Source organism: Microbacterium hydrocarbonoxydans, assembly GCF_000956475.1.
Classification (GTDB): Bacteria; Actinomycetota; Actinomycetes; order Actinomycetales; family Microbacteriaceae; genus Microbacterium; species Microbacterium hydrocarbonoxydans_A.
The window spans coordinates 94,615-109,545 of record NZ_JYJB01000009.1; the positions used below are offsets into that span (position 1 = coordinate 94,615).

13 protein-coding genes and 1 tRNA gene are annotated in these 14,931 nt (G+C 70.3%); 6 read left to right on the forward strand and 8 right to left on the reverse strand.

The genetic code is table 11. The features are described 5' to 3' along the window. Window positions 1-21: 21 nt before the first annotated feature. Both RS84_RS09710 and RS84_RS09715 read left to right on the forward strand, forming a co-directional pair. Window positions 22-106 (forward strand) — tRNA-Ser (locus RS84_RS09710). Window positions 107-156: 50 nt separating this feature from the next. Further along, window positions 157-1,410: an LCP family protein gene (locus RS84_RS09715; protein ID WP_045257602.1), complete on the forward strand. Its 1,254-nt coding sequence runs from the start codon at window positions 157-159 to the stop codon at window positions 1,408-1,410. A 239-nt stretch (window positions 1,411-1,649) separates the two neighbouring features. On the opposite strand, the gene RS84_RS09720 is transcribed toward RS84_RS09715, so the two are convergent. From RS84_RS09720 to RS84_RS09740, 5 genes are read right to left on the reverse strand one after another with little or no spacing between them, the layout of a single operon-like run. After that, a complete protein-coding gene (locus tag RS84_RS09720; protein ID WP_045257603.1) occupies window positions 1,650-3,101 on the reverse strand; it encodes an aldehyde dehydrogenase (NADP(+)) in 1,452 nt (483 codons plus the stop codon). After that, a complete protein-coding gene (locus RS84_RS09725) occupies window positions 3,098-4,264 on the reverse strand; it encodes a mandelate racemase/muconate lactonizing enzyme family protein (RefSeq protein WP_045257604.1) in 1,167 nt (388 codons plus the stop codon). Before RS84_RS09725 ends, RS84_RS09720 begins: the two co-directional genes overlap by 4 nt. Continuing rightward, window positions 4,261-5,160, reverse strand: coding sequence for a 5-dehydro-4-deoxyglucarate dehydratase (locus tag RS84_RS09730; RefSeq protein WP_045257605.1), 900 nt, complete (start codon window positions 5,158-5,160; stop codon window positions 4,261-4,263). Before RS84_RS09730 ends, RS84_RS09725 begins: the two co-directional genes overlap by 4 nt. Before the next feature lie 11 nt (window positions 5,161-5,171). Continuing rightward, on the reverse strand, window positions 5,172-6,074 hold the full coding sequence (locus tag RS84_RS09735; protein WP_045257606.1) for an NAD-dependent epimerase/dehydratase family protein: 903 nt from the start codon (window positions 6,072-6,074) through the stop codon (window positions 5,172-5,174). Beyond that, on the reverse strand, window positions 6,071-7,414 hold the full coding sequence (locus RS84_RS09740; RefSeq protein ID WP_045257607.1) for a Gfo/Idh/MocA family protein: 1,344 nt from the start codon (window positions 7,412-7,414) through the stop codon (window positions 6,071-6,073). Before RS84_RS09740 ends, RS84_RS09735 begins: the two co-directional genes overlap by 4 nt. Window positions 7,415-7,561: 147 nt before the next feature. Here RS84_RS09740 and RS84_RS09745 point away from each other — a divergent pair, with 147 nt between their 5' ends. The 4 genes from RS84_RS09745 to RS84_RS09760 are packed head-to-tail and all read left to right on the forward strand — an operon-like array spanning window position 7,562 to window position 12,229. Then, a complete protein-coding gene (locus tag RS84_RS09745) occupies window positions 7,562-9,070 on the forward strand; it encodes a glycoside hydrolase 43 family protein (protein ID WP_045257608.1) in 1,509 nt (502 codons plus the stop codon). Between the two features lie 2 nt (window positions 9,071-9,072). Beyond that, window positions 9,073-10,089 (forward strand): LacI family DNA-binding transcriptional regulator, encoded by a 1,017-nt coding sequence (locus tag RS84_RS09750; RefSeq protein WP_045257609.1) that lies wholly within the window; start codon window positions 9,073-9,075, stop codon window positions 10,087-10,089. After that, a complete protein-coding gene (locus RS84_RS09755; protein WP_045257610.1) occupies window positions 10,086-10,922 on the forward strand; it encodes a DUF6807 family protein in 837 nt (278 codons plus the stop codon). The genes RS84_RS09750 and RS84_RS09755 overlap by 4 nt, the downstream gene beginning before the upstream one ends. Next, on the forward strand, window positions 10,919-12,229 hold the full coding sequence (locus RS84_RS09760; protein ID WP_082062132.1) for a serine hydrolase domain-containing protein: 1,311 nt from the start codon (window positions 10,919-10,921) through the stop codon (window positions 12,227-12,229). Before RS84_RS09755 ends, RS84_RS09760 begins: the two co-directional genes overlap by 4 nt. Window positions 12,230-12,278: 49 nt before the next feature. On the opposite strand, the gene RS84_RS09765 is transcribed toward RS84_RS09760, so the two are convergent. From RS84_RS09765 to RS84_RS09775, 3 genes are read right to left on the reverse strand one after another with little or no spacing between them, the layout of a single operon-like run. After that, window positions 12,279-13,220 (reverse strand): carbohydrate ABC transporter permease, encoded by a 942-nt coding sequence (locus tag RS84_RS09765; RefSeq protein ID WP_082062133.1) that lies wholly within the window; start codon window positions 13,218-13,220, stop codon window positions 12,279-12,281. Beyond that, window positions 13,217-13,675 carry a hypothetical protein gene (locus RS84_RS09770; RefSeq protein WP_045257611.1) on the reverse strand — a complete coding sequence of 153 codons (459 nt, stop codon included), beginning with the start codon at window positions 13,673-13,675 and terminating at the stop codon, window positions 13,217-13,219. The genes RS84_RS09765 and RS84_RS09770 overlap by 4 nt, the downstream gene beginning before the upstream one ends. Next, complete coding sequence (locus tag RS84_RS09775; RefSeq protein WP_045257612.1) at window positions 13,672-14,931, reverse strand: glycoside hydrolase family 28 protein; 1,260 nt, start codon at window positions 14,929-14,931, stop codon at window positions 13,672-13,674. Before RS84_RS09775 ends, RS84_RS09770 begins: the two co-directional genes overlap by 4 nt.

Consider the following 14,931-nt stretch of genomic DNA (forward strand, 5'->3'; position numbering starts at 1 on the left):
TGTCGGCAGATTCGTCTGTCGGGAGGGTTGTCCGAGCGGCCGATGGAGCTGGTCTTGAAAACCAGTGGGCAGAAATGTCTCAAGGGTTCGAATCCCTTACCCTCCGCCCCAGAGGCACGATGTCTCCGCATCGATCGCTGAACCGAAAGGCCCCGAGTGAGTAAGAACACCCGACGCCGCCGTACCATCGCGCGCCACGGACAGTTGCGCACGCCCGGTCCGGTCAGCCAGCTGCTGGCATTCATCGCGATCGGTCTCTCGGTGGTCCTCGTCAGCGGTCTCGCGGTGGTCGGCTACATCGCCTACGACCTCACCAGCACGGTCAGCGCGAACGCGGTCGAGCTCGACGGGCAGAAAGAGCTCCCGCCGGACATCAGCGAGTACGAGGGCGGCTTCAACATGGTCCTCGCCGGCGTCGACACCTGCGAAGACGCGTACAAGCAGTACTTCGGCGCGCGCTGCACTGGCAAGGACTCGGAGGGCACCCTCAACGACGTCAACCTGCTCGTGCACGTCTCGGATGCGCCCCGCCGCATCACCGTCGTCAGCTTCCCGCGCGACCTCATGCTCCCCATCCCCGAATGCACCGACGCCGATGGCGAGACGCACTCGGCGATGAGCAAGCAGCCGCTGAACACGGCCTACACCGATGGCGGACTGAACTGCGTCGTCCAGACGCTCACCAAGCTCACCGGGCAGGAGATCCAGTTCGCGGCATCCGTCACCTTCGGCGGAGTGATCGAGATCACGAACGCCATCGGCGGCGTCGACGTGTGCCTGGCGAATCCGATCAAGGACAAGTACACCGGCCTCGACCTGGCCGCCGGCAACCACACGCTGCAGGGCCTCGAAGCGCTGCAGTTCCTGCGCACCCGCCACGGGGTCGGCGACGGCAGCGACCTCGGGCGCATCGGAAACCAGCAGCAGTACATGTCGAACCTCGCCAAGAAGCTCATCAGCAGCGACACGCTCGGCAACGTGCCGGTCATGCTCAAGCTCGCCACGACGGCGATCGACAACCTCGAGACGAGCACGTCTCTCGCCGACCCGATGAAGATCGTGCAGATCGGTCTCGCCGTGAAGTCGGTGCCGTTCGAGGACATCGTGTTCCTGCAGTATCCGACCGCGACCGACCCGGACAACCCCAACAAGGTCGTGCCGAGCAAGGCGGCGGCGCAGGAGATGTGGGACGCGATCAACGCGAACGCGCAGCTGCAGATCACTTACGAGAACACGAAGAACGACGGCGTCGTGGTCACGGACCCGGGAACGGCGACCCCCACGGAGCCGACCGATCCCACGGCGACTCCCGACCCGTCGGCGACGCCGGACAACGTGGTGGCGCTGCCCGACAGCATCAAGGGCACTTCGGCCGCGCAGACGACCTGCTCGAACGGCAACGTCCGCTGATCGAGGGCGGATGCCGCGGGGTCAGCTGATCCCGCTCGCTTCGCGAGGAGTGTGGGCGTTGAGCGAGGAACGCCAGCGACGAGACGACACGCCTGTCTGCTGCGGTCGACTGCAGGAGACAGGCGTTTCGTCTCGCTTCGCTCGCTCAACGGCCGGGGGTGGGCGTTTCGTCTCGCTTCGCTCGGTTGACGGCCGGGGTGGGCGTTTCGTCTCGCTTCGCTCGGTTGAAGATCCGGGGGTCAGTGGCCGGGGTGCGGAACCCTCAGGACTCCATTGCGGCGGTGCGGCAGATGCGCGAGCGACGCGTCGCGCAGCGGCTCGGGCAGCATCGCCTCAGGGGCGTCCTGGAAGGCGATCGGCCGCAGGAATCTGCGGATCGCGGTTGCTCCTACAGAGGTGTGCAGAGAGGTCGTCGCAGGCCACGGGCCGCCATGCTGCTGAGACCAGGTCACGGCGACGCCGGTCGGCCAGCCGGCGAACAGCACGCGCCCGGCGCGATCCTGCAGCAGCTCGAGCGTGCCGGCCACGTCGTCTCCGGCCTCCGCGTGGAGGGTGGCGGTGAGGCTCCCCGGCACGACCGCGAGCGCTGCGTGCAGTTCATCCTCCGAGTCGTATCGCACGAGCAGGGTCACGGGCCCGAAGCACTCCTCGAGCAGCACCTCCGGGCGCTCGGCGACGGCGCGGGCATCGGTCAGCAGGGCCACAGGACGAACGCCGTCGACCTCGACGCCGGTCGCGACGACGGACACCGATGAGTCCTGCTCCAGGTGCGCGAGCCCGTCGGGGAACGCGGCCGTGATGCGGTCGGTGAGCAGCGGCCCGCCGGCCGCGGTGGGCACGGCGGCCGCGACGGCATCCTCGAATCCGGCATCCGCCGGCACGAAGACGACGCCCGGCTTGGTGCAGAACTGCCCGACCCCCAGCGTGAACGAGCCGACCAGCCCCTGCGCCAGCGCCTCGCCGCGCGCCTCGACGGCGGCTCGGGTCATGACCACGGGGTTGATGCTGCCGAGCTCGCCGTAGAACGGGATCGGCTCGGGTCGCGCCGCAGCGAGGTCGAACAGCGCGCGCCCGCCGGAGACCGAGCCGGTGAAGCCCGCGGCCTTGATGAGCGGATGCTGCACGAGCGCGTTGCCGGCCTCGCGGCCTTCCACGAGACCGAGGGATCCGTCGGGAGCGCCCGCGGCAGACAGAGCCGCGGCGACGATCTCAGCTGTGCGGGCGGACAGCCGCGGATGCCCCGAGTGCGCCTTCACGACCACGGGGTTCCCCGACGCCAGGGCGGATGCGGTGTCGCCGCCGGCGACGGAGAACGCGAAGGGGAAGTTCGAGGCCGAGAACACGGCGACCGGCCCGACGCCGGTGAGCATGCGGCGCAGTTCGGGCCGGGGTGGCGTGGCCGCGGCATCCGCGTCGTCGATCGTCAACTCGAGATACGATCCCTCTTCGACGACGGTCGCGAACAGGCGGAGCTGCCCCGTCGTGCGGGCGACCTCACCGGTCAGACGGGCCGCGCCGAGCCGGGTCTCCTCATCGGCGATGGCCACGAGTTCGTCGGCGTTCGTGTCGAGGGCGTCGGCGGCGGCGCGGAGCCACGCGGAGCGGTCCGCCGCCGTGGCGTGGCGCCAGACGGGCGCTGCTTTGGCGGCGGCCCGGACGATCGCGTCGACGTCGGCGGGAGAGGTGGTCATGAGTCGTCCCTTTCGAAGGCGGTGAAGCGGATGCCGAGTCCCGCGTGCGCGTTCTCGGTGAGGCGTCCGTCGGCGATGGTGACCGGCGACGGGTCGGCGAGCGCGCCGAGGGTGGCGAAGCCCGCATCCTCGACGTCTTCGGTCCATGGGTCGCCGGGCAGGGTCAGCGCGAGCTGACCGGAGAGCTCGGGCAGCAGGTGCGGATGCACGGCCGCACCGAGGTCGGCGGCTGCGGCCGCGATGCGCAGGAACGGCGTGATGCCGCCGACGCGGATGATGTTGGGCTGCACGATCTGCGCGGCCCCCGCGTGGAGGAAGTCCTCGAAGCGGTGCCGGGTGTGCAGATTCTCTCCCACGGCGATGGGCACCTCGATGCGGCGGGCGAGCTCGGCGTGACCGGCGAGGTCGTCTGCCCGCAGCGGCTCCTCGATCCAGGCGAGGTCGTGCACCGCGAGGGCGTTCACGGCATCCGTCGCGCGATCGAGCGTCCACCGCTGGTTCGCGTCGATCATGAGCGCGCGATCCGGGCCGAGCACGTCGCGCACCGCGGCCAGCCGATCGAGGTCCTCCGCGACGTCGGGCTTGCCGACCTTGATCTTCACGGCATCGAAGCCCGCGTCGACCCACCGCCGCACCTGCGCGACGAGCTCGTCCTGGGAATAGTGCAGGTTCACGCCGGAGCCGTAGGCGCGGGCGCTCTCGCGCCGGCGCCCGATGATCTGCGAGACGGAGGCGCTCGCTGCGCGGGCTTCGGCATCCCACAGTGCGAGGTCGAGCCCGGCCAGCGCGATGGTCGTGATTCCGCCGCCGCCCGCCTCGTGAAGATGAGCCCAGATATCGTCCCAGGCTTCGCCGGGAGTCGCCGAGCGGCCGATCGCGGCGGGAGCGATGTCGTCGTCGAGAAGAGCCTGCACCGCCGACGCGCCGATCTGCGGCGTCCACGAGAAGCCGAACCCCTGAGCGCCGTCGCTGCGGGTCACCCGCGTGGCGATCACGGTGACGGAGTCGACCGCGCCCGGGTACTGGGTCGCTGAGCCTGTCGAAGGGCCCGACGCTTCGACAGGCTCAGCGACCCATTTCCCGGGGGCGGCATGCGACGGCCCCCATGGCCGGGTCAGCCGCACGCGCTGCGTGCGCGTCTCGAGGCGCTCGATCGTCGTCACAGCAGTGCGCGCCCCGCTGCGAGGATCTCTGCGAGACGCGCCTCCTGGGCCGGCGTCGGGTCGACCAGCGGTGCCCGCACCGAACCGACCGCCAGTCCCGAGAGTCGCAGCCCGGCCTTGATCAGCGAGACGCCGAAGCCGGGGGTCTCATCGCGCAGAGCCACGAGCGGGCGGTAGAACCCGTCGAGCAGCGCGAGCCGTGCGTCTTCGTCGCCCGCGGCGTACGCCCGGTAGTACCCGTCCGCGATGTCGGGCGCCATCGCGAACGCCGCCGAGGAGTACAGCGGCACGCCGATGCCCCGATAAGCACCCTGCGTGAGCTCGGCGGTGAGCAGGCCGTTGAAGAACGCGAAGTCGTCGCGCCCTGTTTCGGCGACCGTCCGCACGATGAGCTGGGTCGTGCCGATATCGCCCGTGCCGTCTTTGAATCCGACGACCTTCGGGTTCTCGGCCAGGCGGCGCATGGTCTCGATCGAGTACTGCGCGGTGCCTCGGTGGTACACGATCACGGGGAGGCCGGATGCCGCGGCGATCTGCTCCACGTAGGCGATGAGCCCCGCCTGGGTGCCGCCGACGAGGTAGGGCGGCAGCACGAGCAGGCCGTCGGCCCCGGCATCCGCCGCCCCGCGCGCCACGTCGAGAGCGTGACCGAGGGGGCCGCCGGCCCCGGCGATCACAGGTACGCGCCCGGCCACTGCAGCGACGGCGTCGCGGGTGACGGCGATCGCCTCCGCCGCGGAGAGGGCGTGGAACTCGCCCGTGCCGCAGGCGGGGAACACGCCACCCGCGCCGGCATCGACGCCGGTGGCGACGTGCGCGGCGAAGAGCTCGGGGTCGACCGTGCCGTCGGGCCGGAACGGGGTGACCGGGAAGAAGAGGATTCCGTTGAAGTCCACGGCGATGCCTTTCAGAGTGCGACGGCGGCGAGTTCGGTGCGCCAGCTGCGGGTGGGGCGCCAGCCGAGCAGTCGCGCGGCCTTGGCGGAGGAGAACGCGGGGGAGGTGCCGGTGAGGGCCGATGCGGCGTCGGCGGCGCCGGGGTGGAATCTCGGCAGCAGCTCGCTGAGCGGCTCACGCGCCAGGGCGTCGTCGGCCCCGACCATGAAGACCTCGCCGTTCGGGATGTCATCGAGCGCGCCGAGCAGCGTGTCGGCGAAGGCCGCGACGTCGCGCGCATCGACGTAGTTGAACAGGGCGGGGGCGGACAACGCGGGGTCGTCGAGGCGCTGCTGCACGGTGTGCCCCTGCTGGGTGGGAGCACCGGCCCACTCCTCGGGCGCGATCACGTAACAGGGGCGGAACGCGGCGAATCGCACGTCGTCTCCGGTCTGGCGCTGCAGCATGGCGGCGGTCTGCTCGATCAGCAGCTTCGACAGCGCATAGGCGTTCCAGGGCAGGGTCGGCGAGGTCTCGTCGAGAGGGAGGCGCTCGGGGCGCCAGTCCCGCGGCGCGCCGTAGCCGAAGACGGTCGGGCTGGAGGCCGCGACCACTCGACGGATGCCGGCGCCGACCGCGCCACCCAGCACCGACTGCGCGAGGGCGGCGTTGGTGCGGATGATGACGTCTTCGGGAGCGCTGAACGGCACCGCGATCGCGGCCAGGTGGATGAGCGCATCGGCGGAGGTCTCGGCCAGAGCGGATGCCGTGGCATCCGCATCCGTGAGATCGAGCGAGAGCTGACGGACGCCGTCGCGGTCGAGCTCGGCGACGGGCGCCCGATCGACCGAGATCAGCTCGTGCCCGGCATCCGCGAGCCCCGTGACCAGCGAACGCCCGAGCCGACCTGATCCGCCCGTGACGACGACCCTCATCGCGCGTCCCCCGGCGTCTCCTGCAGCAGCGCGATGCCCAGGTCGGAGATGCTCACCGGCTGACCCGTCTCGAGCGAGCGGTTGCCGGCGATGCCGACCGCGATCGAGCGGAGTCCGTCACTCCAGTCGGCCGGTCGGGCCAGAGGGTCGTCGCCCGGGCCGCGGAAGACGTCGGAGAGCAGCAGGGCGTCGCCGCCGCCGTGCCCGCCGGCGCCGGACTCGATCGGCACCTCGTACGCGGCCTCCCAGTGCTTCTGCACGAGAAGGCGCTCGCCCTCGGGGCGCAGGCTCGTGGTCGCGTCCGAGCCTGCGAGGCTCGGGTCGATGCTCGGATGCAGCCCCTCGCCCGCGAGCACGGCACCGCGCTCGACCACCTCGAGCTCGGCCCGCCCGAGAGTGCCGTTGACGGCGACCCGGTAGCCCTCCCACGGGGAGTGCGCGTTGAGCGAGTACGACAGGGTGGCGCCGGAGGCGTAGTCGACGACGAGAGCGAGGTTGTCCTCGATCGTGATGCCCTCGCTGAACACGTCGAGGTCTCGAACGTAGCCGTCGTGCTGCTCGGCGTCGAGGTACAGGGCCTTCAGTCGGGTGTCGGTGCGCAGATCGAGCTCGAACAGGTCGCCGTCGTCGTGGGTCCCGCGGGCCGGGCGCTCGCCGAGTCCTCGGGCTCGGGCGTTCTCGGCACCGTAGAAGCGCAGCCCGCCCGAGGCGTACACGCGACTCGGCTGCGAGCGGATCCACCAGTTCACGAGATCGAAGTGGTGACTCGCCTTGTGCACGAGCAGGCCGCCGGAGTTCTTCTTCTCGCGGTGCCAGCGGCGGAAGTAGTCCGCGCCGTGGTTCGTGTCGAGCACCCACGAGAAGTCGACCGAGGTGACCTGGCCGATCGTGCCGTCCTGGATCACCTGTCGCAGTGCGCTGTTGCGAGGGGAGTATCGGTAGTTGAAGGTCAGCACGACGCTGCGGCCGGTGCGGGCCACGGCCTCTTCGATCCGGGCTGCGCTGGGGGCGTCTATCGTGAGGGGCTTCTCGACCACCACGTCGGCCCCGGCGTCGAGAGAGCGCACGATGAGCTCGGCGTGCAGGTCGTCGCGCGAGCAGATGATGACCCGGTCGACCTCCTCCTCGCGGATCACGGCCTCGAGCTCTTCGGGTGCGGCCAGGCGCGGAGCGGGGGATCCGGCATCCGACACCTGCCTCGCATAGTGCTCTGCGCGCACCGGGTTCGGCTCGACGATCGCAACGAGCTCGGCGCGATCGCGGTGATCGCCGAGGATCGCGCCCACGTACATCTGCGCGCGGTGGCCGGCGCCGGCGAGGGCGTAACGGGTCTTCGACATCGGAGCTCCAGTCTCAGGAAACGTTTTCTCAGAGTAGCAGTGAGCGTCCATCTCCGAAAGCGGGTCTTCCGGGACGACATTCCACATCGAGCGCGTGACGCGCCGGGTGCGTGGACAGGAACCGGTTTCTCGACTACGTTGTGGAGGATGACACTCGTCGACGACGCGAGCTCGTATCGCAACCCGATCATCGATGCCGATGTGCCGGATCCTGACGCCATCCGCGTCGGAGACCGGTTCTACCTCGTGGCATCGAGCTTCCACCGCGCCCCCGGGCTGCCGATCTTCGTCTCCGACGACCTGATCACCTGGGAGCGCATCGGCTACGCGCTCGAGGGCAGCACGCCCACCGCCTGGTTCGCGCAGCCTCGGCACGGCGGCGGCGTGTGGGCACCGTCGATCCGCCATCACGACGGTCTCTTCCACGTCGTCTACCCCGACCCCGACCAGGGAGTGTTCGTGGTCACCGCAGCCGATCCCGCCGGCCCGTGGTCCGAGCCTCACCTGCTGCTCCCCGGGCTCGGCATCATCGATCCGTGCCCGCTATGGGACGAAGACGGCCGCACCTATCTCGTGCACGGCTGGGCGCGCTCGCGCGCCGGCCGCAAGAACCTCGTCACGGTGATCCCGGTCGACGCCGGGCTGCGGCATCCGCTCGGCCCCGCCGTCGACGTCATCGACGGTGACCGCATCGAGGGCTGCACCACCCTCGAGGGTCCGAAGTTCTACAAACGCGACGGGGAGTACTGGATCTTCGCCCCCGCCGGAGGCGTCGCCACAGGGTGGCAGAGCGTGTTCCGCGCCCCGACGCCGTTCGGGCCCTACGAGCACCGGATCACGCTCGCTCAGGGCGAGACCGAGGTGAACGGGCCGCACCAGGGCGCCTGGGTCGACGACGGCCGCGGCGGCGACTGGTTCCTGCACTTCCAGGACCGCGGGGTCTACGGCCGGGTGCTGCATCTGCAGCCGATGGCGTGGGCCGCCGACGGGTGGCCCGTGATGGGCGCGGCGGTGGGCGGAGGCGACGCGCAGCCCGTGCTGCGGCATCCCTCGCCCTTCGGCACGACTCAGGGGTCTCGGACACTCGCCCGCCCTGACGACTTCGCCGGCGGGCGACCGGGCGGTCACTGGCAGTGGGAGGCGAACGCCGATCCGCATGCCGTGGTCGGAACCGGCCCGGGGATGGGGCTGCGCGCGAGCCTCGACGGCGGCAACGTGCGCACTCTTGCGCGCGTGCTCTCGCAGAACCTCCCCGGTCAGCCCTGCAGTGCCCAGATCGAGGTCGCTCTGGAGTCGTCGTCGCCGGGGGATCGTGCCGGCATCGCGGTGCTCGGGCGCGACTACGCCTGGGCCGGCGTCCGACGGACGGACGCGGGGATGGAGGCCGTCGTCGCGATGCGCTTCCGCGATGATCAGAGCGAACGAGTGGTCGCGACGATTCCGCTCACGGAACCCCGCATCCGCGTCGGCGTCCGCCTGGACGCCGACGCTCGAGTGCGCTTCACGCTCGGCACGACCTCAGTCGACCCGCAGTTCACCGCGGTCGAGGGGCATTGGGTCGGCGCCGCGCTCTCGCTGTTCTCCGCGAGCCCCTACGGGGCGCCGGACGCGATCGGACGCTTCGCAGACTTCACCATCGATGTGCGGGAGAGATGACCATGGCTGCGAAACGCGCACGAACGACACCCACCCGTGAGACGACGATCAACGACATCGCGCGGGTCGCCGGCGTCTCGAAGGCGACCGTCTCGCGCGTCGCCAACGGAGTCAGCACGGTCAACGAGGAGATCGCGCAACGGGTCCGCAAGGTCATCGACGAGCTCGGGTACACGCCGAGCCAGACGGCCCGATCGCTGTCGCTCGGCTCGAGCCGCACGGTCGGCGTGCTGCTCCCCGATCTTGGAAACCCGATGTTCCACCAGGTGCTGCACGGGTTCAACAGGGCGGCGGCCAAGGACGGCTATCACGTGATCGTGACGGACGCGTTCGAAGACGCCGACGCGGAGGCCGATCTCGCGAGAGACCTCCGCGATCGCACCGACGCCGTCGCGCTGTTCGCTCCCCGCATGCCGCGCGAGAGCCTGCTCCAGCTGCTGCCCCGCGTCGCTCCGGTCGCGGTGCTCAACCGCACGACCGGCAAGAACGCCGGGTCCGTGCTCATCGACTATCACGAGGGCATCATCCTGCTGGCACGGCATCTGCTCGATCTCGGGCATCGGCGTATCGCGTTCCTGTCGGGCCCCGCATACGCGAGAGCCAACTGGGAGCGAGAGCGCGGACTCGAGGAGCTGCGTGCCGAGGAACCCGGCGTCGAGATCATCGACGTGCCGTGCGGCCATTCGTTCGAAGACGGCTACGAGGTCTGGCCTGCGCTGCACGCGACGGGCGCGACGGCCGTGATCGCGTACAACGACGTGGTCGCGCTGGGGCTCCTCGGACGTCTCTCCGAGGAAGGCGTCTCGGTGCCGGGAGAGCTCTCGGTCGCCGGATTCGACGACATCCCGTTCTCGCGTTTCTCTTCGCCGTCGCTCACCACCATGACCTCACGGCTGTCCGAGATCGGCGCCCGCATGTGGGAGGTGCTGCGCGCCGAGATGACCGACGAGCCGATCCGCGAGCCGATCATGTTCTCCCCGGAGCTCGCCGCACGCGCGAGCACGAGGAAGACCTCGTGACCATCGATCTGCTCTCGACGGATGCTGTCAGCATCCGCTATCACGACGGCGGCGAACTCGACCTGCCGCGCTCGCCGCGTCCCTACCTGACGGCCTCCGTCGGCGGGATCGAACTGACCGCCGTCGAGCCGGCGGATCACCTGCATCACCTCGGAGTGAGCGTGGCGATCCCCGACGTGAACGGCGTGACCTTCTGGGGTGGTCGCACCTTCGTGCGGGGGGCAGGCTCGACGATGCTGCCGAACCACGGCCAGCAGGTCGTGCGCAGCCGAGAGCTCGGCGACGGGCACCTCGTCGAGCGCCTGGCCTGGACCGGACCGGACGGCGAGCTGCTGCTCGACGAGCAGCGCTCGATCGCCGTGCGCGAGCGTGGTGACGGGATCGAGCTGCTCTGGAGCACGGATCTCCTCGCGGCGAACGGCCCTGTGAGCTTCGGCAGCCCGCAGACGAACGGGCGCGACGACGCCTTCTACGGCGGGATCTTCTGGCGGGCGCCCTTTCCCACCGCGCGCGTGCGCTGCGCGGACGGCGAGGGAGTGGATGCCGCCCACGGATCCTCGTCGCCGTGGCTCGCCGTCGACGGCTCCGGCGCCTCGCTGGTCGCCACCACTCGCAACTCCGACATGCCGTGGTTCGTCCGTGCCGAGGGCTATGTCGGCTTCGGTCCCGCGGTGGCCGTGACCGGCAGGCGGGAGATGGCCGCAGGCGAGAGTCTGCGCCTCGATCTCGCCGTCGCGATCCTGGATCGGCCGTCGAGCGATCCGGCCGCGATCGCTCGGCGTCTCGGCGCGCACGCCGTGCCCGCGCGGGCGGCAGACGACGTGCGGGCATGAGTGCAGCATTGCAGCGGCTGATCGATCGGGCGCACGCCGCCGATATCGCGATCCACGCGCTCGCGGTGAGCGTCGACGGAGACGTCGTCGTCCGAACCGGGGTGGCGCCGTTCGGCACCGACGTGCCGCACCGGATGTACTCGGTGTCGAAATCCATCACCGCGATCGCGATCCTGCTGCTGGCCGACGAAGGGCGCCTGAGCCTCGACGATCCGATCGCACTGCACTTTCCCGAGTTCGGGCCGGTGCATCCCTGGCTCGCGGCTACGCGCATCGACGACATGCTCGCGATGGCCGGACCGCACAGCCGCACCACGTACGTCGCCGATCGGGGCGGCTGGCTGGAGTCGTACTTCCGGATGCCGCCGACCCATCGGCCTGGCACGCTGTTCACCTACGACACCAGCGCGAGCTACGTGCTCAGCGCCCTGGTCGAACGGCTGTCCGGTGCGACGATGCTCGAGTATCTGCGTCCGCGGCTGCTCGAGCCGCTCGAGGTCGGCCGCGGCATGAGATTCCTCACCGGCCCCGAGGGCATCAGCCACGGCGGGTCGGGGCTGATCGCCGCGCCCGACGAGATGCTGCGCATCGCGGAGGCCGTGAACGGCGCATCCGATGTGCTGGCGCCGTCGATCCGCGATCGGCTGATCGAGCGCCGCAGCGATCCGGGAACGCAGACGTGGGGTGCCTCGCTGCGCCACGGCTACGGTCGGCAGATCTGGCTGCCCGCGGATGACAGCTGGCTGATGTTCGGCCTGGGCGGCCAGCTCGTCTACGGTGAGCCGTCGACGGGGATCGCCGCAGTCGTGACGGCCGACACCACCACCCTCGCCAGCGGCGATCAGCGGTTGATCGACCTGCTGCTGCCCGAGCTCGGAACGCAGCCGCACGGCCCGCTGCACCTGAGCGCGCCCTCGCCGCCGCACGATCCGGCAGCCGCCCGGCCGCTGCGTGGGGAGTATGCGCTGATCGGCGGCGAGAACGCGCCCCGGCGTCTCTCCGTCGCGCTCGACGGCGCGGGCGGCGCGATCGAGGTCCAGGGTTGCACCCTGCGTGTCGACACCGAGTGCGGGAGGGCCGCCGTGCTGCCGCTCGGCGACGCGGTCGTGACCGCGGGATGGTCCGCCGACGGCGTGCTCGACGTGCGGATCAGCGCCGCAGCCGACGACATCGCGTCGGTGCGCATGCGGCTGGTCGTGACGGATGACGACATCCTGACGGTGATGTCTCAGGGCTTCGGACCCGAGATCGGCGCCGAATGGACCTGGCAGGGGAGCTTTGAGCCGAGCCGGGCACCGGTCGCCTGAGCGGGCGCCCGGCCCGCGCGGCTGAGCCCCGCGCCCGGCCGGGATCCGATCAGCCCTTGATCGAGCCGACCAGCGCGCCCTTCACGAAGTACCGCTGTACGAACGGGTAGACGATGAGCATCGGCAGCGTGGCGACGAAGATCACGGCCATGCGCACGGACTGCGCGGGCGGCACCACCTCGACCGCCGAGTCGTCGGCGTTCATCCCGCTCGCCACGATCACGATCTGACGCAGCAGCACCTGGATCGGCCACTGCTCCGAGCTGTTGATGTACAGGATCGCGCTCTGGTAGGTGTTCCAGTAGTACACGGCGTAGAACAGCCCGATCGTCGCGATCGAGGCCAGCGACAGCGGCAGCACGATCCGCCAGAAGACGCCGAGCTCGCTGCATCCGTCGATCCGCGCCGCCTCCTCGAGGCTCTCAGGGATGCCCTGGAAGAAGCTGCGCATGATCACGAAGTTGAACGCGTTGATCGCGACCGGGATGATGAGCGACCACAGCGAGTCGATCAGGCCGAGGTTCTTCACGACGATGAAGGTCGGGATCATGCCGCCGGAGAACAGCATCGTGAACAGGACCAGGAAGTTGATCACCCGGCGACCCTTCAGGTGCTTCTTCGACAGCGCGTACGCCATGAAGGCCGTGAGGATCAGGCTGATCAGCGTGCCGCCGATCGTGACGATCGCCGATACGCCGAGGGCGCGGAAGATCGTCGGAGTCGACAGGATGTACCGGTACGCGTCGAGGCTGAACGTCTCGGGCCACAGGATGAACGGCCGAGTCGCCAGCTCTCCCGGTGTCGCCAGCGAACTCGCCAGCACGTTCACGAACGGCAGAAGGCATGCCAGCGCGAAGGCGATCAGGATCACGGCGTTGACCACCATGAAGACCCGGCGGCCGGGCGTGATCGAGCGACGCTTGCGGGCGACCTCGCGGATGCGGATCGGGATGGTCGCGTCGTCGACGCGGGGCGGCAGGGTGGCGGTCATGACGAACTCCGAGGGGTGGGGGTGCGTACCGCGAACAGCGCGGCGGAGAGGAGGAAGAAGAAGGCGACCGGGTACAGCACGAATTGCGTTCCGAACAGGCAGGCCAGGCCCGCCGCGAGGAACCACCAGCCGGTCGCCCGGCGGCGCGGGCGGAGCCGCGCGAAGAAGAAGCCGATCGCCGTGCACAGCGCGACCACGATGAAGGAGAACCCGAACCAGGCCGCGAGGGTGTTGAGCACGACGTGCGCCCGGGCGCCGTCGAGCTCGAGCCCGGCGCTGCGCAGAGCCGGGAGGATCGTCGCCTGCAGCGCGGCGTCGTCGCTGCGCGCGATCACGAGGGCGAACCCGCCCTGCAGCACGGCAGACCCCGCCAGGCCGATTCCGGCGATGACGAGCTCCGCGCGTCGCCGGAAGGCGACGACGGCATCCGTCTTCGTGGTCGCCGCCGCGGTCATCGCGTCACCTGCACGGTCTCGTCGGCCACCAGTTCCGGCCCGATCGCCCTGTCGAGGCGTAGCCCCGAGATGCGCAGGCCGGTGGCGAACTGCGCCTGGATCCCCGCTGCGGCCATCGCGGGGACGCCGTCGGCCATGGCCGGGACGGCGGGCTCGGCATCCGGGGCGAACGCGATGCTGACGTCGTCGAGCGTGACGTCGTCGAGAGGGGCCTCAGGCAGGCCGGAGAGGAACGCCGCGCAGGACTGCACGTTCGTCGCGGTGATGTGGGACAGGTGGATGCCGCGGAACCGCGGCGTGCCCTCATCGACCGGCTGGGGCGTGCGATCGGACACGATCGGCAGCTTGCCGTCGGGTCCGCAGAAGTAGAAGGGGTTGATGACGAGCGGGCACATCACGCGGTCCATCACGATGTTCGAGACCCGCACGTCGGCCACCGTGCCGCCGCGGCCTCGACGCGACTTGATGCGGATGCCGCGATCGGTGCCCTGGAACACGCAGTTCGAGATCACGACGCCGCGGACGCCGCCCGACATCTCGCTGCCGATCACGACGCCGCCGTGGCCGTGGATCATGGTGCAGTTCGTGATCGCGATGTTCTCGCACGGCACCCGGTCGAGGGAGTGCTCGCTGCCGGCCTTGATGGCGATGCAGTCGTCGCCCACGTCGATGTGGCAGTCGCTGATGCGCACGTTGCGGCTCGATTCGGGGTCGATGCCATCGGTGTTGGGGGAGTCCGGCGGGTTGAAGATGCGGATGCCGGTGATCCGCACGTCGTCGCAGAGCAGCGGGTGCACCGTCCAGGCCGGGGAGTCGCGCAGGGTGACGTCCGCGATGTCGATCCGGGAGCATCCGTGCAGTCCGATCAGCGTCGGGCGGGGATAGACCAGATCGCCCGCGCGGAACGCCGCCCACCACCACGCGCCGCCGCCGTCGATCTCGCCCCGACCGGTGATCGAGACGCCCACGGCATCCCGCGCGTAGATGCACGGAGAGTGGATGGTGGTGGTCGCGCCCTCCCAGCGAGCGGCCACCGGTGGGTACAGGGCCGGGTCGGGGACGAATCGCAGCACGGCCCCTGCCTCGAGGTGCAGCTCCACATGGGAACGCAGGCGCAGAGCGCCGGTCTCGTGCAGGCCAGGGGCGACGCTCACGCGACCGCCGCCCGCATCGGCTGCACTGTCGATCGCCGACTGCAGCGCGCGTGTCGTGCGCACGACGCTGCTGACGGCGCTCTGCACCTGCGTTCCGCTCAT

Coding starts and splice junctions, on each gene's coding strand:
- RS84_RS09735 (WP_045257606.1), bottom strand. CDS start 6,074: ATGAGGGTCGTCGTCACGGGCGGATCAGGTCGGCTCGGGCGTTCGCTG.
- RS84_RS09720 (WP_045257603.1), bottom strand. CDS start 3,101: ATGACCACCTCTCCCGCCGACGTCGACGCGATCGTCCGGGCCGCCGCC.
- RS84_RS09765 (WP_082062133.1), bottom strand. CDS start 13,220: ATGACCGCCACCCTGCCGCCCCGCGTCGACGACGCGACCATCCCGATC.
- RS84_RS09775 (WP_045257612.1), bottom strand. CDS start 14,931: ATGAGCGGAACGCAGGTGCAGAGCGCCGTCAGCAGCGTCGTGCGCACG.
- RS84_RS09750 (WP_045257609.1), top strand. CDS start 9,073: ATGGCTGCGAAACGCGCACGAACGACACCCACCCGTGAGACGACGATC.
- RS84_RS09740 (WP_045257607.1), bottom strand. CDS start 7,414: ATGTCGAAGACCCGTTACGCCCTCGCCGGCGCCGGCCACCGCGCGCAG.
- RS84_RS09760 (WP_082062132.1), top strand. CDS start 10,919: ATGAGTGCAGCATTGCAGCGGCTGATCGATCGGGCGCACGCCGCCGAT.
- RS84_RS09770 (WP_045257611.1), bottom strand. CDS start 13,675: ATGACCGCGGCGGCGACCACGAAGACGGATGCCGTCGTCGCCTTCCGG.
- RS84_RS09745 (WP_045257608.1), top strand. CDS start 7,562: ATGACACTCGTCGACGACGCGAGCTCGTATCGCAACCCGATCATCGAT.